Annotated in this window: 17 protein-coding genes; 12 read left to right on the top strand and 5 right to left on the bottom strand. The window is 74.6% G+C overall.

The window, feature by feature from the left end:
• Window positions 1-10 precede the first annotated feature (10 nt).
• Window positions 11-1,333, top strand: a complete 1,323-nt coding sequence (locus HLV61_RS14660; protein WP_369256660.1) for an ATP-dependent 6-phosphofructokinase — start codon at window positions 11-13, stop codon at window positions 1,331-1,333.
• A gap of 55 nt (window positions 1,334-1,388) precedes the next feature.
• Window positions 1,389-1,694 carry an antibiotic biosynthesis monooxygenase family protein gene (locus HLV61_RS14665; protein WP_369256662.1) on the top strand — a complete coding sequence of 102 codons (306 nt, stop codon included), beginning with the start codon at window positions 1,389-1,391 and terminating at the stop codon, window positions 1,692-1,694.
• A 10-nt stretch (window positions 1,695-1,704) separates the two neighbouring features.
• Here the strand turns inward: HLV61_RS14665 and HLV61_RS14670 are convergent, their stop codons facing one another.
• Together HLV61_RS14670 and HLV61_RS14675 are read right to left on the bottom strand one after the other, a co-directional pair.
• Window positions 1,705-1,845 (bottom strand): hypothetical protein, encoded by a 141-nt coding sequence (locus tag HLV61_RS14670; RefSeq protein ID WP_369256664.1) that lies wholly within the window; start codon window positions 1,843-1,845, stop codon window positions 1,705-1,707.
• Between the two features lie 86 nt (window positions 1,846-1,931).
• Window positions 1,932-2,438, bottom strand: a complete 507-nt coding sequence (locus HLV61_RS14675) for a DUF5994 family protein (protein WP_369256666.1) — start codon at window positions 2,436-2,438, stop codon at window positions 1,932-1,934.
• Window positions 2,439-2,756: 318 nt separating this feature from the next.
• Here HLV61_RS14675 and HLV61_RS14680 point away from each other — a divergent pair, with 318 nt between their 5' ends.
• A complete protein-coding gene (locus HLV61_RS14680) occupies window positions 2,757-3,392 on the top strand; it encodes a hypothetical protein (protein ID WP_369256667.1) in 636 nt (211 codons plus the stop codon).
• A gap of 23 nt (window positions 3,393-3,415) precedes the next feature.
• Here the strand turns inward: HLV61_RS14680 and HLV61_RS14685 are convergent, their stop codons facing one another.
• The gene (locus tag HLV61_RS14685) at window positions 3,416-4,309 is read right to left on the bottom strand and encodes a cyclase family protein (protein ID WP_369256669.1); all 894 of its coding nucleotides are present in this window, start codon (window positions 4,307-4,309) and stop codon (window positions 3,416-3,418) included.
• Between the two features lie 121 nt (window positions 4,310-4,430).
• On the opposite strand from HLV61_RS14685, the gene HLV61_RS14690 reads away from it, so the two are divergent.
• Both HLV61_RS14690 and HLV61_RS14695 read left to right on the top strand, forming a co-directional pair.
• Window positions 4,431-5,714: a WS/DGAT domain-containing protein gene (locus HLV61_RS14690; protein ID WP_369256671.1), complete on the top strand. Its 1,284-nt coding sequence runs from the start codon at window positions 4,431-4,433 to the stop codon at window positions 5,712-5,714.
• A 259-nt stretch (window positions 5,715-5,973) separates the two neighbouring features.
• Entirely contained in the window at window positions 5,974-6,678 is a 705-nt protein-coding gene (locus HLV61_RS14695; protein ID WP_369256673.1) for an HAD family hydrolase, read from the top strand.
• A 4-nt stretch (window positions 6,679-6,682) separates the two neighbouring features.
• Here the strand turns inward: HLV61_RS14695 and HLV61_RS14700 are convergent, their stop codons facing one another.
• Together HLV61_RS14700 and HLV61_RS14705 are read right to left on the bottom strand one after the other, a co-directional pair.
• Entirely contained in the window at window positions 6,683-7,855 is a 1,173-nt protein-coding gene (locus HLV61_RS14700) for an amidohydrolase family protein (RefSeq protein WP_369256675.1), read from the bottom strand.
• Window positions 7,856-8,086: 231 nt separating this feature from the next.
• Window positions 8,087-9,037, bottom strand: a complete 951-nt coding sequence (locus HLV61_RS14705; RefSeq protein WP_369256677.1) for a RecB family exonuclease — start codon at window positions 9,035-9,037, stop codon at window positions 8,087-8,089.
• A gap of 87 nt (window positions 9,038-9,124) precedes the next feature.
• Here HLV61_RS14705 and HLV61_RS14710 point away from each other — a divergent pair, with 87 nt between their 5' ends.
• The 7 genes from HLV61_RS14710 (at window position 9,125) to HLV61_RS14740 (ending at window position 16,452) form a co-directional block, all read left to right on the top strand.
• Window positions 9,125-10,057, top strand: a complete 933-nt coding sequence (locus HLV61_RS14710; RefSeq protein ID WP_440284792.1) for a tRNA (adenine-N1)-methyltransferase — start codon at window positions 9,125-9,127, stop codon at window positions 10,055-10,057.
• Between the two features lie 141 nt (window positions 10,058-10,198).
• On the top strand, window positions 10,199-11,980 hold the full coding sequence (gene arc / locus HLV61_RS14715; protein ID WP_369256679.1) for a proteasome ATPase: 1,782 nt from the start codon (window positions 10,199-10,201) through the stop codon (window positions 11,978-11,980).
• Between the two features lie 70 nt (window positions 11,981-12,050).
• Window positions 12,051-12,956 (top strand): septum formation family protein, encoded by a 906-nt coding sequence (locus HLV61_RS14720; RefSeq protein ID WP_369256681.1) that lies wholly within the window; start codon window positions 12,051-12,053, stop codon window positions 12,954-12,956.
• 53 nt (window positions 12,957-13,009) lie between these two features.
• On the top strand, window positions 13,010-14,515 hold the full coding sequence (gene dop / locus HLV61_RS14725; protein ID WP_369256683.1) for a depupylase/deamidase Dop: 1,506 nt from the start codon (window positions 13,010-13,012) through the stop codon (window positions 14,513-14,515).
• Window positions 14,515-15,498, top strand: a complete 984-nt coding sequence (locus tag HLV61_RS14730; protein WP_369256685.1) for an acyl-CoA dehydrogenase family protein — start codon at window positions 14,515-14,517, stop codon at window positions 15,496-15,498. The genes dop and HLV61_RS14730 overlap by 1 nt, the downstream gene beginning before the upstream one ends.
• Window positions 15,499-15,570: 72 nt before the next feature.
• On the top strand, window positions 15,571-15,780 hold the full coding sequence (locus tag HLV61_RS14735) for a ubiquitin-like protein Pup (protein ID WP_369256687.1): 210 nt from the start codon (window positions 15,571-15,573) through the stop codon (window positions 15,778-15,780).
• Between the two features lie 60 nt (window positions 15,781-15,840).
• Complete coding sequence (locus HLV61_RS14740; RefSeq protein WP_369256688.1) at window positions 15,841-16,452, top strand: endonuclease domain-containing protein; 612 nt, start codon at window positions 15,841-15,843, stop codon at window positions 16,450-16,452.
• Window positions 16,453-16,576: the final 124 nt, after the last annotated feature.

Consider the following 16,576-nt stretch of genomic DNA (forward strand, 5'->3'; position numbering starts at 1 on the left):
GCGTTCTCCCGTGATCGGACACGAGGACCTCGCCGTGCGGACGCTGGGGCCCTGCCGCATCGACTCGCCCCTCGCCGAGCGGCTGGCGGCGCGCGAGACGACCCAGCACTCGGTCCAGGAGGAGGACCGCGTCCTCTTCGACGACACCCTGTCGATGGCCGGTGCGCGCGGCGTGCCGGTCGGGGAGCTGCCGAGCCTGGAGCCGGGCGGGCCCCGCCAGCGCATCTACTTCGACCCGGCCAAGACCCGGGTCGGCATCGTCACCTGCGGCGGGCTGTGCCCCGGCCTCAACGACGTCATCCGCGGGCTGGTCCTCGAGCTGTGCCGGCACTACGGGGTGCGGCGGATCGTCGGGTTCCGCAACGGCTACCGCGGCTTCATCCCGCACTACGGCGAGGACGTCGTCGACCTCTCGCCCGAGGTGGTCCAGCACATCGACGACGAGGGCGGCACCATCCTCGGCACCTCGCGGGGGATGCAGGACCCGGAGGACATCGTCGACGCCCTCGAACGGCTGGCGATCAACATCCTGTTCGTCGTCGGCGGCGACGGGACGATCCGCGGCGCGATGGAGGTCGTGCGGGTCATCGGCGAGCGCGGCCTGAAGATCGCCGTCGTCGGCATCCCGAAGACGATCGACAACGACATCCCCTACATCGACCAGAGCTTCGGCTTCCAGACGGCGATGTCGGAGGCGACCAAGTCCATCCACGCCGCCAGCGTCGAGGCGCGGTCCGCGCCCGGCGGCGTCGGCCTGGTGAAGCTGATGGGCCGGCACTCGGGCTTCATCGCCTGCTACTCGGTGCTGGCCAAGGACGACGCGGACTACGTGCTCATCCCCGAGGTGCCCTTCGCGCTGCACGGCGAGCGCGGCTTCCTCGAGCACCTGCGCCGCCGCGTGGAGGACCGCGGGCACGCCGTCGTCGTGGTGGCCGAGGGCGCCGGGCAGGAGCACATCGAGGAGCACGAGCCCGGGCGGGACGCCTCGGGCAACGTCCGGCTCGGCGACGTCGGCCGGCTGCTGCGCCGGCTGATCACCGAGCACCTCGACGAGGCCAAGGTGGAGAACAACGTCCGCTACTTCGACCCGAGCTACGCCATCCGCAGCGTCCCGGCCAACCCCTACGACAGCGCCTACTGCCTGCGGCTGGCGCACGCCGCGGTGCACGCGGCGATGGCCGGGCGCACGGAGGTGATCGTGGCGCGCCGGCGCCGGCGGTTCGTGCACATCCCGATGGCGCTGGCGGTCAGCCGCCGCAACCACGTCGACCCGCTGGGCGACCTGTGGATGTCGGTGCTCGAGGCGACCGGGCAGCCGGTCCGCTTCGAGTAGCCGCCACCGGCCGGTCAGGGCTCCGCTCGGCAGACGTCGCTCGGGAGACGTCGTCGTGTACCTCCGCATCTGGGAGTACGAGGTCGCGCCGGACGCGGTGGAGCGGTTCACCGTCGCCTACGCGGCGGACGGGGACTGGGCACGGTTGTTCGCCCGGTCCGAGGGCTTCCTCGGCACGGAGCTCTTCCGGGACACGGACACGGGCGTCCGCTTCGCCACGATCGACCGCTGGCGGGACGAGGCGGACTGGGTGGCCTTCCTCCGGCGGTGGGAGGAGGCCTACCGGGCCCTCGACAGGAGCCTCGCCCCGCTGACCAGGGGGCAGGCGCTCCTGCTCCAGGGCACGTCCCCGGGCCGGTGAGGGCGCCGGGTCAGTGCTTCTTCTCGGCGGTGGTGGTCAGGCGCTCCATCTGCGACCGGTCGTCGACCTTGGCCTTGCGGTCGCTGCGCTTCTCCTTGAGCGACTTGCCGGACTTCTTCGACATCGAGTGGCGCGGGGACTTGTCGGCCATGGGGGTTCCCTCCCTCGGGCCGGCCGGGGAGGCCGGCGGCGTGCCCGGGGCCGCCGGCGGCCGCCCCGGGATCGAGCTGACCGGGGTCAGCGGGCAGGCTGCCCGCCGTCCGCGGGTCCCGGCGCGTCGAGCGCGGACAGCAGGTCCGTGGGCTCGGCGGAGTTGCCCCGGTCGGTGGCCGCGGCGAAGGCGCGCCGTGCGTCGTCCTTCGTCGTGCCCGGCGGCACCACGAGCAGGTCCACCCGGCCGCGCCGGAGGTCGCCGGTGAGGTTGAGCAGCTGCGGGTCCAGGTGGCGGAACCAGCCCAGGCGGACGGTCCGGTCGCCGACCTGCAGCCGGCGGGGCGCCGCCGCCCAGGAGCCGGGGTTGAACGCCACCCGGGTCGCCCGGATCCCGCGGCGGGACAGCTCCTCGAGCAGCGGGGCCAGCTCGGTGGTCAGGTCCGACGACCGGGGCCACCAGGCGCCGTCCAGGGTGGTGCGGGCCGACACCGGGTCGATGAGCTCGAGGCGCACTGCGCCGGGACGGGCGGTCGGGGCCTCCGCGTCCTCGGGAGCGGCGGGGGAGCGGCGCGTGACCCGGATGGTGGTCACGGGCGGGTCACCGTCGTGCGACGGGAGGGTGCGTGCGGGGTGAGTCCCATGACAGGGACCGCCGATCTCCCTCCGGGAGCGGAGGGGCTGAGCGCCGCAGTGGCGCCGTGTGCCGAACCTACACCCGACCCCGCCGGCGACCGTCCCGCGCGAGCATCCCGGGATCCTGCCCCGGTCCCGCCCGTGCATGGCGTTCTCGTCCAGGGCCGGCCGGCTCGCGGCGGACCCGGTGGCCCGGAGCGCCCTGGCGGGAACCGCGACCTGCCTTCGAAGGCGGGTTGAAGCGGGATTGGAGTGCCCGCGCGCACGGTGCCCGTCATGACGCCTGCCTCCCTGGCCCTGGGGTTCCTGCCGTGGATCGCCTTCACGTTCGTGGCCCACCGGATGGCGGCGAACGCAGTCGCCTGGAGCGCCGTGGTCGCCGTCGCGATGACCGCCGTCGCCCTCGCCGTCGCCCGGCGGCGGCATGCCCCGACGACCCTGGACACGGTCTCGCTGGTGCTGTTCACCGCCGTGGCCGTCGTCGGGTTCGCCGGCGGGGCCGAGGTCGACGACTGGCTCCACACCTGGGGCCGGCCGCTCGTGGGCGTGCTCCTCGGCCTGTACATGCTGGCGACCGCCTCCGTGCGGCCGTTCACCGAGGAGTACGCGCGCCGGTCGACGCCCCGGGAGCACTGGGGGTCACCGGTGTTCCGGTCCGTCAACCGGGTCATCAGCGCGGCCTGGGGCGCGGGACTGGTCGTCGTCGGGGCCGCGGGCGTGCTCGTCACGGTGCTCGACGAGGAGCCGGTCACCCGCTCCTCGGACCACCTCGCGGAGCTGGTGCTCAACTGGGTGGTGCCGATCGCGGTCATCTGGGGGCTGGCTGCCTTCTCCGGCGCCTATCCCGACCGGGTCACCTCCCGGCTGCAGGGCCGTGGGGCCGGCGCCCCGTCGAGGGCCGCGCACGGCTGACCGACCCGCGGGGCGGTGCGGTCTCAGAAGGTCGCGACCGGGTTGACCGGTGAGCCGGTCCCGCCGGGGATCCGCAACGGTGCGACGGTGAGGAGGAACTCGGCGCGGCCGTAGTGGGCGCAGGCAGCCAGCAGGCCGGTCAGTCGCGGCCAGTCCAGCAGCGCGAGCCCCATGGCCGCGATGCCGATCTGGTGCAGCGGCAACGGCAGCACCGGGCCGCTGATCGGGAGCCGCTCGACGCAGTCACCGGAGTACACGGCGATGTCGCGGTCGCGCAGCCAGTACACCGCGTCCAGGCCCAACCCGGCGCGAGCCACCAGATCGGCGGGATCGCCGGGTGCGGCCCGCCGCTCCAGGCCGGTGTGCACGAAGACGGCATCGCCGGGCTCCACGTCGACGCCGGCCAAGGTCTCTGCGCTGCGCAGGTCGGCCGCGGTCACGGTCCGGTCGGCTTCCAGCCAGTGCACCTCGGCAGCCGCGGCGACGTCGAGCAGCACGCCCCGGGTGAAGATCCCCTCGCGCATGGCGCAGATGCCGTTGGCGAGCAGGCCGTCGTTGGTGACGACCTCGTCCTGGCGCCGGCCGTTGTAGCCGATGCCGTCGACGTACACGTGGCCCACCGCGTCCAAGTGCGTCCCGACACCGTGGACATCCAGGGCGATGCTGTCGTGCAGGGTGTCGGGCAGGTCCCGCTCGAGGTGCATCAGGTGCCGGGCCGGATGCGGGTTCAGCGGCCGCTGCACGGTGTCGATGTCACCGCCCAGGGACACGCAGACGCCTTCGCGGACCAGACGGGCAGCCCGGCGGCGCTTGTCCGGGGTGATGAGGTTCAGCGTGCCCAGCTGGTCGTCCGCACCCCAGCGCCCGGCGTTGGAGCAGCGGGCGAGCGCCTCGAGAGCCTCCGCTCGGGTGGTCACGCAGGACAACCTAGAGACGACGCGCTCCCCGCGGACCGTCCTCCGACGGCAGCAGCGACGACGGGCACGGGACCGGTGATCCGGCTTGTCCGGACCCGCCCCGCAGCGGGAGGCTGCTGCCGTGCAGGTCCCGCTGACCGCCGAGGACCGGACGATCCTCGCCCTGGAGGACGCCCGGCTGGTCGGGCACACGGCCACGGTGGTCCACCTGCCCGAAGCCCCGGACCTGCGGCAGCTCCGCGACGCGGTCACCCGGCGGCTGGCGGCCGCGCCCCGGCTGACCTGGCGGCTGAGCGGGACGTCCGACGAGCCGACGTGGCGCTCGGACGAGGTGGACGTGGCGGCGCACGTCCGGGCCGTCGGCGCGGTCGGCCCGCTCGACGGATCCGGCGTGCGCGCCGAGCTGGCCCGGATCTTCGGGGAGCACCTCGACCGCAGCCGGCCGCTGTGGCGGATGGACGTGCTCGGCCCGCTCACGGGTGGGGGCGCGCTCCTGGTGTGGCGGGTGCACCACGCCCTGGCCGACGGCGGAACGGTCATGCGGCTGGCCGAGGACGTGCTGTGGGACCCGGCGCCGGACGCGGGAGACCGAGGAGGGCACGGCTCCCGAGCCGCCGGCTCAGGGACGCACGGAGGGGACCACGGGCGTCCCTCCCTGTCCGGCCTCCTGACCGGTGAGCTCCTCCCCGGACTGCGGCGCTCCCCGTTCGACGCGCAGGTCGGCCGCCGGCGCGAGGTCGCCCTCGCCGTGGCACCGGTGGCGGGTCTGCGCGAGGCCGCCCGCGGGCTGGCCGGGGCGACGCTCAACGACGCCGTGCTCGCAGTGGTGGCAGGTGCGCTGCGCCGGTGGCTGGAGCACCGGCACGGGCCGATCCACGGGCTGCGGGTCAAGGTGCCGGTGACCATGCACCACGAGGGCGATCAGGCCGGCAACCGCGACTCCTACTTCCGGGTCGACCTGCCGGTGGACGAGCCCGATCCCGTGGCGCGGCTGGTCGCCGTCCGCCGGGAGACGGCGCAGCGCAAGGCCCGCCACGATGCCCAGCAGCTGGACGAGCTGATGGACCGGATGGCCCGACTCTCGCCCCGCCTGGCCGGCTGGTCCCAGCGGCTGCAGCGCAGCGGCCGCTCGTTCGCGCTCAACGTGTCGAACGTCCGCGGCCCCGACCGGGCCGTCACCGTGCTCGGCGCGCCCGTGGGCGCCGTCTCCCCACTCGCCGAGGTCGCGCAGCACCACGCGCTGCGGGTGGCGGTGCTGTCGGTCGCCGACCGGTTGGGCTTCGGGCTGGTCGCCGACCCCTCGGTGGTCGAGGACCTCGACGTGCTCGCCGCCGCGGTGGAGCAGGCGACGGCCGAGTTGCTCCACATCTCCCCGAACGGGAGCGCAGCCGGCTCCGCCGGGTGAGCCCGACCGGATCGGATGACGGCTGTGCGCGGCCCGCTGCCGCGCGTCCCCGCTCGGGTCCGGAGCCGGCCAGGTGGTCGCCGTCCCGCGCCGGCTGGGACACTCGGGACCGGAGACCACCCACCGCGTGGACGCGTACCCGAGCCCGACGACTGGCTCGTGACGCGCGCGACGATCGCCGAGATCCTGTCCGAGACCGCTCCGACGTGTGCCCGTCGTGCACCCGGGAGCCCACGAACCAGGGAAGACCGCAGGTCAGATGCCGAACAGCCTCGCAGCCGTCCTCTTCGACATGGACGGCACCCTCGTGGAGTCCGAGCAGCACTGGGGTGACGCGCTGTTCGGCCTCGCCCGGCGCCTGGGCGGGGAGCTCAGCGGTGCCGCGCGCGAGGCCACGGTCGGCACGAGCATGGCCGCCTCGATGCGCATCCTGCAGGCCGACCTCGGCATCGAGCGCAGCCCCGAGGACACCCGCGCCGACATCGCCTGGGTGGAGGACGCGGTGGCCGGCCTCCTCGCCGGCGAGCTGCACTGGCGGCCCGGCGCGCGGGAGCTGCTGGCCGCGGTCCGCGCGGCCGCCCTGCCCACGGCCCTGGTGACGACGACGCCGCGCCGGCTGGCCGACCTGGTCATCGCGCAGGTCGAGCAGGCGTTCCCCGGCGTGCCGCCCTTCGACCTCACCGTCTGCGGTGACGAGGTGCCCGCGCGCAAGCCCGACCCCGCGCCCTACCTGCAGGCCACCGCGGCCCTCGGCGTGGACCCGGCGGACTGCGTGGTGGTCGAGGACTCCGCGGCCGGGGCCGCGGCGGGCCTGGCCGCCGGGTGCGCCGTCCTCGGCGTGCCCTCGCTGCAGCCGCTCGCCCCGGCGCCGGGACTGGTCCTGCGCGACACGCTCGCCGGGATCGGCGTCGCCGACCTCGAGCGGCTGGTCCTCGACCGGCAGGCCGCCGCCCCGCGCGCCTGAGCGCTCAGGCCCCGACCTCCCGGCCTCGGGACACGACCAGCCGCACCCGGAGCAGTGCCTCTCCGTCGGTCGTGGGGTCGCCGTCGACGAGCAGCAGGTCGGCGTCGAGTCCCACCGCCAGCCGTCCGGTGCGCCCCGACAGGCCGCACGCGTCCGCCGCCCGGCCCGTCGCCGTCGCCAGCGCGTCGATCGCGGGCACGCCGCCGGCCACGAGCGACCCGACCGCCCGCGGCAGGAGCCCGTGCGGTTTGCCCGGGGCGATGCCGGCGTCGACGCCGCTGACGAGCCGCACGCCGGCGCGGTGCAGCCGGGCCGCCTCCTCGGCGCGTGCCTGCTCGGTCATGCCCAGCCGGTCGATGAGCGCCTGGACCCGCGGCGGCGGCACGGTCCCCGGCGCGAGGCCCAGGGTCGGGCAGACGACGGTGCCCGCGCGGGCCAGCTGCCCGGCCAGCGCCGGAGGGACGCCCCAGCCGGTGGCGGTCAGGCCGCTGCAGTGCTCGATGCCGTCCACCCCTGCCGCCAGCACCTGCCGGACGGCGCCGAGCGCGTGCGCGTGCGCGGTCACCGGGAGGCCGAGCCGGTGCGCCTCGTCCACCACGGCGCGCACCTCGGCCGAGCTGAACTGGCAGGCGGCCATGTCCGTGCCGGCCGTCATGGCCCCGCCGCTGGCCATGAGCTTGACGACCGCGGCGCCCCGCCCGGCGCGCTCCCGCACGGCGGCCCGCAGAGCGTCGACGCCCGCGACCGCACCGCCCATCGACGCGCAGTGGCCGGCGGGGGAGGTGATCGGCGGTCCCGCCGCCACCACCGTGGGGCCGGTCGCAGGCGCGCGCTCGACGACCGCCCACCCGATGTCGCCGAGGTCCCGCACCGACGTGACCCCGGCGGCCAGGTGCTGCTGCAGGCTCGCCGCCACGATCCGGTCGACCTCGCCGGGATCCAGCTCGGGCAGCTGGTCCAGCGCCCGCGGGCCGCTGTCCCCGCACAGGTGCACGTGCGCGTCGACCAGACCGGGGAGCAGCGTCGTCCCGGGCAGGGTGGTGACCGGTACCCCCGCCGGCGGGGCGGTGGCGGCCGGCTCGACGGCGACGATGCGGCCGTCCTCGACGAGGACGAGGGCGCCGGAGGACAGGACGCGGTCCCCGTCGAAGGCGCGGTCGGCACGGTAGGCGCGCATGACGGCCTCCTCGGGTGCGCGGCGCGAGCTCCCCGATGCTCGGGCGCGGGACGCCGCCGGGTCGAGGGGACCCGGCGCGTACCGGTGGTCGGCCGGCCGCGGTGGGCGACGGTGGGACACGCCCTCCCGGCCGGTGACCGTCATCCCCACTCGGGCGTCGTCAGGTCGGCGACGGTGCCGGAGCCTTCCGGCCGGCTGTGCGGCGGACCCGGTCGACCGCCCGGAGGTGCGTCAGTCCCGCTCGACGATCGGCAGCGTCGCCCAGCCGGCCTTGGCGGCCGCCTCGGCGGGGAACGGCGGGGGCGTGCCGCCGAAGGACGGGCACAGCGCCTGGTGGTCGCACCAGTCGCACAGCCGGGTGCGGTTGGGGCGGAAGTCACCGGTCGCCACGGCCCGCTCGATCGCCGCCCAGATGGCCAGCAGCGTGCGCTCGAACCGGACCAGCTCGCCCTCCTCGGGGGCGTAGGTGAGCGCGTCGCCGTCGCCGAGGTAGATGAGCTTGAGCTGGCTGGCCACGACGCCGCGGGTGCGCCACAGCACCAGCGCGTAGAACTTCATCTGGAACAGCGCCTTGGACTCGAACGCCTCGCGCGGCATCGAGCCGGTCTTGTAGTCGACCACCCGCAGCGCGCCGTTGCGCGCGACGTCGAGCCGGTCGACGTACCCGCGCAGCAGCAGCCCGTCGGGCAGCGTGACCTCGACCAGCTGCTCGCGGCCCTCCGGCTGGATGCGGGTCGGGTCCTCCAGGCGGAAGTAGGTCTCCACCAGCGTCCCGGCCGAGGCCAGCCACGACTCCAGCGACGGCGGCTCCTGGCCCTCCTCGGCGGTGGTGAACAGCGCCTCGACCTCCGGGTCCGCGCGCAGCTCGTCCCACGCCGGGGTCACCAGCTCGCGGGCCGCCTCGACCGTCCGCTCGGCCGGCGGGAGGTCGTAGAGCCGCTCCAGGACCGAGTGCACCAGCGTGCCCCGCACCGCGGCGGCGCTCTTCTTCTCCGGCAGCCGGTCGATGGTGCGGAAGCGGTAGAGCAGCGGGCAGGTCTTGAAGTCGGCCGCCCGGCTCGGGGACAGCGAGGGCCGGCGAGGCGTCTTCGCACCCTCCCCGGGAGCCTGCTCGCCGCCAGCGGACGCCGGGTCGGGGACGACCACGTCCGTGTGCGCCGGGTCGTGCGCCACTGCCGTCATGGTCCCGAGGTTAGGTCGCCCCTCCGACGGTTCCGGGCGCCCCGCGCCGGGAGGGCCCGTTTCCCCGCTCGCCTAGGCTGGCCGCCCGTGGACCCGCAGCCCGAGCCCAGCCAGAACGCCCCGAGCGCCGAGCGGGCACCCGCCGCCGACCCGGTGCCCGCGGACGGCGAGCAGCCGTCCGACGTCGCCGCGCCCGTGCCCGGCGCCTTCGCCGTCGGCGACCGGGTGCAGCTCACCGATCCCAAGGGCCGGCTGCACACCGTCGTCCTCACCCCCGGCAAGCAGTTCCACACCCACCGCGGCGCCATCGAGCACGACGACCTCATCGGCGCGCCCGAGGGCTCGGTCGTGCACTCCACCGCGAACACCGGCTACCTGGCGTTCCGCCCGCTGCTGGCCGACTTCGTGCTCTCCATGCCCCGCGGCGCGCAGGTCATCTACCCCAAGGACGCCGCCCAGATCGTCGGCAGCGGCGACGTCGGCCCCGGCATGCGCGTGCTCGAGGCCGGCGCCGGCTCCGGCGCGCTGACCTGCTCGCTGCTGCGCGCCGTCGGGGAGTCCGGGCGCGTCACCAGCTACGAGCGGCGCGAGGACTTCGCCGACGTCGCCCGCGCGAACGTGTCCGCCTTCTTCGGCGGCGGCGTCCCGGAGAACTGGGACCTGCGCCTGGGCGACCTCGCCGACCACCCCGCCGACGAGGTCGTCGACCGGGTCGTCCTCGACATGCTCGAGCCCTGGGCCGTGCTGCCCACCGTGGCCGCCGCCCTGCGTCCCGGCGGCGTGCTCGTCGGCTACGTGGCGACCGTCACACAGCTGTCCACCTACGTCGAGGCGCTGCGCGCGCAGGGCGTGTGGACCGAGCCCTATGCCTGGGAGTCGCTGGTCCGCCCGTGGCACGCCGTGGGCCTGGCCGTCCGCCCGGAGCACCGGATGGTCGCCCACACCGCCTTCCTCGTGACCGCCCGCCGGCTGGCCCAGGGGGCCGTCGCCCCCATGCGCCAGCGCCGCCCGCAGAAGTAGCAGGGGCCCTCTACAGCACCGCCGGACGCGCCGCGAGGCGGTGGTGACGAGGGCGTCACGGTCCGCGCGAGCCCCCGGCACGGCGTCGGCGGGCGTGTATAGATTTGCGTCCTGGCTCCCCCAGAAGTGCGGAGGTGCGCGATGGGCCCCGGTCCTGCAAGCGGTCCCGACGAGTTCCGAGCGCGGCGCGAGCGCGACGTCTCGGCCCTGCTCTCCCAGATCTCCTACCTCGAGGAGGAGATCGGTCTGCTGCGCCGCAAGGTGGCCGACAGCCCCCGGCACGTGCGGGCGCTCGAGGAGCGGATCGCCGAGGCGGAGGGCCGCGCGGCCTTCCTCTCCGAGCGCAACGACAAGCTGGCCGGCACGCTGCGCGACGCCCGCGAGCAGCTGGTCACGCTCAAGGAGGAGATCGACCGCCTCGGCCAGCCGCCGTCGGGCTACGGCATCCACCTCGGCCGCCACGACGACGGCACCGTCGACGTCTTCACCGGCGGGCGCAAGCTGCGCGTCTCGGTGTCGCCGGCGGTCGAGGCCGAGGCCCTGCGGCCCGGCCAGGAGGTCATGCTCAACGAGGCGATGAACGTCGTCGAGGCGCTCGGCTTCGAGAAGCAGGGCGACGTCGTCATGCTCAAGGAGCTCCTCGAGCCCGTCGACGGCGTCACCCAGCGCGCGCTGGTCATCGGCCACACCGACGAGGAGCGGGTCGTCTACCTGGCCGACTCGCTGACCGACCAGCCGCTGCGCGTCGGCGACTCGCTGCTGCTGGAGTCGCGGTCGGGCTACGTCTACGAGCGGATCCCCAAGAGCGAGGTCGAGGAGCTCGTCCTCGAGGAGGTCCCCGACATCGACTACACCGACATCGGCGGGCTGGCCCGGCAGATCGAGCAGATCCGCGACGCCGTCGAGCTGCCGTTCCTGCACGCGGACCTGTTCCGCGAGTACGAGCTGCGCCCGCCGAAGGGGATCCTGCTCTACGGCCCGCCCGGGTGCGGCAAGACGCTGATCGCCAAGGCGGTGGCCAACTCGCTGGCGAAGAAGGTCGCCGCGGTGAAGGGGGAGGGGCAGGCCAAGTCCTACTTCCTCAACATCAAGGGCCCGGAGCTGCTCAACAAGTACGTCGGCGAGACCGAGCGGCACATCCGGCTGGTGTTCCAGCGCGCCCGGGAGAAGGCCAGCGAGGGCACGCCGGTCATCGTGTTCTTCGACGAGATGGACTCGATCTTCCGCACCCGCGGATCGGGCGTGTCCTCCGACGTCGAGTCGACGATCGTCCCGCAGCTGCTCAGCGAGATCGACGGCGTCGAGGGCCTGGAGAACGTCATCGTCATCGGCGCCTCCAACCGCGAGGACATGATCGACCCGGCGATCCTGCGGCCCGGCCGGCTCGACGTGAAGATCAAGATCGAGCGCCCCGACGCCGAGGCCGCGCGCGACATCTTCAGCAAGTACCTGCGGCCCTCGCTGCCGATCAGCGCCGACGACCTCGCCGAGAACGGCGGCAGCCGTGAGGCGACCATCCAGGGGATGATCCAGCGCACCGTCGAGCGGATGTACACCGAGAGCGAGGAGAACCGCTTCCTCGAGGTGACCTACGCCAACGGTGACAAGGAGGTCCTGTACTTCAAGGACTTCAACTCCGGCGCGATGCTGCAGAACATCGTCGACCGGGCCAAGAAGATGGCGATCAAGGAGCGCCTGGAGACCGGTTCCAGCGGTCTGCGGGTCAGCCACCTCATGCAGGCCTGCGTCGACGAGTTCAAGGAGAACGAGGACCTGCCGAACACCACCAACCCCGACGACTGGGCGCGGATCTCGGGGAAGAAGGGCGAGCGGATCGTCTACATCCGCACGCTCATCAGCGGCAAGGGCAGCGAGTCCGGCCGGGCCATCGACACGGCCACCAACACCGGCCAGTACCTCTAGGCCCTCTCCCGGCCGCCCCGTCCGCGCGGGGTGGCCGGGGCGCGCTCCGCACGTCCGGAGGAGCCACGGCATGCCGACAGCACGGGGGCCCGGGCACCGGCGTACCCGGCGCACCGCCGCGGGCGTCGGGGTGCTCGCCGCCGTCCTGGGCGGGTGCAGCACCACCGTCGGCGGCGAGGCATTCTTCGCGGGACTGGAGCAGGCCAAGCCCACCGTGCCGCCGGCCCCGCCGGGCAGCACCGACCCGGCGGCCGCGCCGTTGCCCGGGACCTGCTGGCTGCTCGCCGAGGGCCAGGAGGCGACGCCCCTGCAGCCGCCGCAGCAGGTGGAGTGCTCCGGCGACCACCACGCCGAGACCGCGGTGGTGGGCGAGAGCGGCCTGCCCGACGACGCCCCGCGCCCCACGGACGCCGACCTCGGCGACCCCGACGGTCCGGTGAGCCGGGCACTGGCCGACCTGTGCGGCCTCGGCGTCGTCCGCGAGTACCTGGGCGGCGACGACCTCGACGACCCCTACGCCCACGTCGCGGCCCACCTGCCCGACGAGGAGCAGTGGGCCGCCGGCGCCCGGTGGGCCCGCTGCGACGTCTACTACGGCCACGACGCGCCCGAGACGGCGCCCCGCGTCCTGCAGGGCGCCCTCGCGACGGGCAACGCCGCCTTCCGCGCCTGCTTCGCCGGCTCGCCCGCCGACTACTGGATGGTCCCGTGCTCGGAGCCGCACGAGGCCGAGCCGGTGGGCACCGAGGTGGCCCCGCTGCCGGACGGCGCGCCGTATCCCGACGAGCCGACCCGGCAGTCGCTGGCCGGCAGCTGCACCCCGCCGGCACGGGAGTACGGCGGCGGGGAGGTCCCCCACGGCTACGTCGTCGACGTGTGGGTCGACACGCCCGCCGAGTGGGCGGAGGCCGCGTCCGCCCGCTGCGCGCTGGTCCCTGCCGGGGGCGGCCGGACGACGACGTCGGTGCGTCCCTGAGGCCCGACCCGGCGCCCGGGGCCGCCCGGCGGGGGACGCCTAGGCTCGGTCCCATGAGCGCCCGCAGGGTCATGGGCACCGAGGTCGAGTACGGCATCTCGGTGCCCGGGCAGCCCACCGCCAACCCGACGACCCTGTCCAGCCAGGTGGTCAACGCCTGGGCCGTCGCCGACGCACCGACCCGCCGCCGCCCGCGCTGGGACTTCGAGGAGGAGTCGCCGCTGCGCGACGCCCGCGGCTTCGACCTGTCCCCGGCGACCGCGCTGGACCACACCGAGCTCGACGAGGACTCGGGGATGGCCAACGTCATCCTCACCAACGGCGCGCGGCTCTACGTCGACCACGCGCACCCGGAGTACTCGACGCCGGAGGTCACCAACCCGCGCGACGTCGTCCTGTGGGACAAGGCGGGGGAGCGGGTGATGGCCGAGGCGGCCCGCCGCGCCGCGCGCATCCCGGGCACCCAGCCGATCCAGCTGTACAAGAACAACACCGACGGCAAGGGCGCCAGCTACGGCGCGCACGAGAACTACCTGATGGACCGGCGGACGCCGTTCATCGACATCATCCGCGGGCTCATCCCGTTCCTCGTGACCCGCCAGGTGTTCGCCGGCGCCGGGCGGGTGGGCATCGGCACCGAGGGCCGCACCCAGGGTTTCCAGCTGTCCTCGCGCGCGGACTTCTTCGAGGTCGAGGTGGGCCTGGAGACGACGCTCAAGCGGCCGATCATCAACACCCGCGACGAGCCGCACGCCAATCCCGAGGAGTACCGCCGGCTGCACGTGATCATCGGCGACGCGAACCTCGCGGAGCTGTCGACCTACCTCAAGGTCGGGACGACGTCGCTGGTGCTGGCGATGATCGAGGCGCGGGCGCTGACCTCGGACCTGTCGATCGAGGAGCCGGTCGCCACGCTGCAGGCGGTCAGCCACGATCCGTCGCTCACCACGCTGGTGCGGCTGCGCGACGGGCGGCGGATGACCGCGATCGACGTCCAGCGCGCCTACCTCGACCAGGCCGAGCGGTTCGTGGACCGCGGCGGCGAGGCCGACGAGCAGACCGCCGACGTGCTGCGCCGCTGGGCCGAGGTGCTCGACGACCTCGCCACCGACCCCCTGCGGCTGGCCGACCGGCTGGACTGGCCGGCCAAGCTGCGGCTGCTCGAGGGCTACCGCTCCCGCGACGGGCTGTCCTGGGGGGACTCGCGGCTGCAGCTGGTCGACCTGCAGTACTCCGACGTGCGCCCGGACAAGGGGCTCTACCACCGGCTGGTGGCGCGCGGCTCCATGCAGCGGCTGCTGACCGACGAGGAGGTGACCCGCGCGATGGTGACCCCGCCGGCCGACACCCGGGCGTTCTTCCGCGGCGAGTGCCTGCGCCGCTTCCCGGCGCAGGTGGCCGCGGCGTCGTGGGACTCGGTGGTCTTCGACCTCGGCCGGGAGAACCTGGTGCGGATCCCGACGATGGAGCCGCTGCGCGGCACCCGCGAGCACGTGGGCCTGCTGTTCGAGTCGACGTCGAGCGCGCAGGAGCTGGTCGACACCATCACCGGCGGCTGATGTCCGCGCCGGTCGGGGTCGCCCGCGAGCTGGCCGCCTCGCTGCTCGCGCCTGCGGCGGCCGAGGTGGACGCCACCGGGGTCCTCCCGCGCGGCCTGCTCGACGCGCTGGCCGCGGCCGGGCTCTACGGCGTGATCGGGCCGGCCGAGGCCGGGGGACTGGACGCCGACGAGGCGACGTTCGCGGCCGTCGTCGAGGAGATCGCCGCCGGCGACCTCGCCACCGCCTTCGTCTGGCTGCAGCACCACGGCGCGGTGGGCCGGCTGGCCGCCGCCGGCTCGGGGCCCGGCCTGCTCGCCGACCTCTGCGGCGGGCGCGTGCGGGCCGGCATCGCGCTGCAGGCGGCCACCCGTCCCGACGCGGCGCCGGTGACCGCGCGGGAGGACGGCGGGGACCTCGTCCTCGACGGCGCGGTGCCGTGGGTGACCGGCTGGGGTCTGGTGGACCTGCTGCTGGTGGCCGCGCGTGACGGGGACGACGTGGTGTTCGTGCTGGTGGACGCCGTCGAGGGACCGACGCTCGCCGTCGAGCCGCAGTCGCTGGTGGCGGTGCAGGCGAGCGCCACGGTCGAGCTGCGGCTGGGCGGCCACCGGGTGCCCGCCGACCGGCTGCTGGGCCGGGCACCGCTCGCGGAGGTCCGGGCCGGCGACCCGGCCGGGCTGCGCCTCAACGGCTCCCTGTCGCTGGGGCTGGTGGCGCGGTGCGCCCGGCTGGTCGGCCCCTCGCCCCTGGACGACGACCTGGCCGCCGCGCGGTCCCGGCTGGACGCCGCCGGTCCCGAGGAGCTGCCGGACGCCCGGGCGGGGGCCGCGGCGCTCGCGCACCGGGCGGCCGGGGCGCTGGTGGTCGCCACGGGCAGCGGTGCGGTGCGGACGGGCAGCGTGGCGGAGCGGACGGCGCGGGAGGCGCTCTTCCTGCTCGTGTTCGGGTCCCGGCCGGCGATCCGGGCCTCGTTGCTGACCCGGCTCGGCGCGGCCGGCTGAGACCGCCGGGTGTCGGTACCTACGGGTAGTTTCGGCGGCAGCACGCACTCGGCGCGCACCAGGGGAGGGCACATGGCCACCAGGGACACCGGCGGGCAGCAGCGGGCCACGCGGTCGAAGGAGGAGACCGAGGAGGTCGAGGCCTCGGTCGACACCGAGGTCGCCGAGCGCCACAAGGAGATGTCCGAGGACGTCGACGCCATCCTGGACGAGATCGACGACGTGCTCGAGGAGAACGCCGAGGAGTTCGTGCGCTCGTACGTGCAGAAGGGCGGAGAGTAGCCGCTCGACTACGGGCAGTATTGGGTGGGCATCGTGGTCAAGCGCTGTCCTGAGTGCGGGGTGACCAAGGACGTCGAGCAGTTCGGGCGTAATCGAGCTCTTCCCGACGGGCTCTCGTTCTACTGCCTCGACTGCAACCGGCAGCGCAACCGTCGGTGGTACCGGGATGCTCGCCGGCGTCAGGGGCGTGAGGTCCGAGACCACTCGTGGATCCCCGACGGGTTCCGATGGTGTCCGTCCTGTCGACGAGCCGTGCCGCAGGAGGACTACACAAGGTCGAGCACGAAGGCGTCGGGCTTCGGTAGTCAGTGCAGGGCGTGCAAGCGCTCGGGCACCAAGGACCACTACTACTACAGGCGCTACGGGCTCGACCGAGCAGGCGTCGACGACCTCCGCGCCAAGCAGTCCGACAGGTGCGCCATCTGTGGTGAGACCCGTCCGGGGCACATCGACCATGACCACGACACAGGACTGACTCGTGCCCTCCTGTGCGAGGGGTGCAACCTCGGGCTCGGGCTCCTCCGTGACGATCCCTCGCTGCTGCGGGCGGCAGCGGCCTACGTCGAGCTGCACCGGGCCCGCGACCTGAAGGCCCGCGACCTGCACGGCGAGGCGGATCGGGTGCTGCGCCGGATCCTCGGCGGCGGTTCGACGGCGGACACCCTCGGCTGACCTCCCGACCCTTCGTCGCGACCCCTAGCGGCCTCCCCAGCTCTCCGAACAGCCGTCATGCCCACCTGGTGGACGTCCACAGCGGGATCCGGAAAACAGCGGTGACGAGAACGGGGCCGGCTGT

Source organism: Geodermatophilus amargosae, from assembly GCF_041028265.1.
In the GTDB taxonomy this organism is placed as follows: domain Bacteria; phylum Actinomycetota; class Actinomycetes; order Mycobacteriales; family Geodermatophilaceae; genus Geodermatophilus; species Geodermatophilus amargosae_A.

Excerpts from the sequence above, each read along its gene's own strand:
- HLV61_RS14695 (WP_369256673.1), top strand. The coding sequence starts at position 5,974 with ATGCCGAACAGCCTCGCAGCCGTCCTCTTCGACATGGACGGCACCCTC.
- HLV61_RS14670 (WP_369256664.1), bottom strand. The coding sequence starts at position 1,845 with ATGGCCGACAAGTCCCCGCGCCACTCGATGTCGAAGAAGTCCGGCAAG.
- HLV61_RS14720 (WP_369256681.1), top strand. The coding sequence starts at position 12,051 with ATGCCGACAGCACGGGGGCCCGGGCACCGGCGTACCCGGCGCACCGCC.
- HLV61_RS14730 (WP_369256685.1), top strand. The coding sequence starts at position 14,515 with ATGTCCGCGCCGGTCGGGGTCGCCCGCGAGCTGGCCGCCTCGCTGCTC.
- HLV61_RS14700 (WP_369256675.1), bottom strand. The coding sequence starts at position 7,855 with ATGCGCGCCTACCGTGCCGACCGCGCCTTCGACGGGGACCGCGTCCTG.
- dop (WP_369256683.1), top strand. The coding sequence starts at position 13,010 with ATGAGCGCCCGCAGGGTCATGGGCACCGAGGTCGAGTACGGCATCTCG.
- HLV61_RS14705 (WP_369256677.1), bottom strand. The coding sequence starts at position 9,037 with ATGACGGCAGTGGCGCACGACCCGGCGCACACGGACGTGGTCGTCCCC.
- arc (WP_369256679.1), top strand. The coding sequence starts at position 10,199 with ATGGGCCCCGGTCCTGCAAGCGGTCCCGACGAGTTCCGAGCGCGGCGC.
- HLV61_RS14680 (WP_369256667.1), top strand. The coding sequence starts at position 2,757 with ATGACGCCTGCCTCCCTGGCCCTGGGGTTCCTGCCGTGGATCGCCTTC.
- HLV61_RS14735 (WP_369256687.1), top strand. The coding sequence starts at position 15,571 with ATGGCCACCAGGGACACCGGCGGGCAGCAGCGGGCCACGCGGTCGAAG.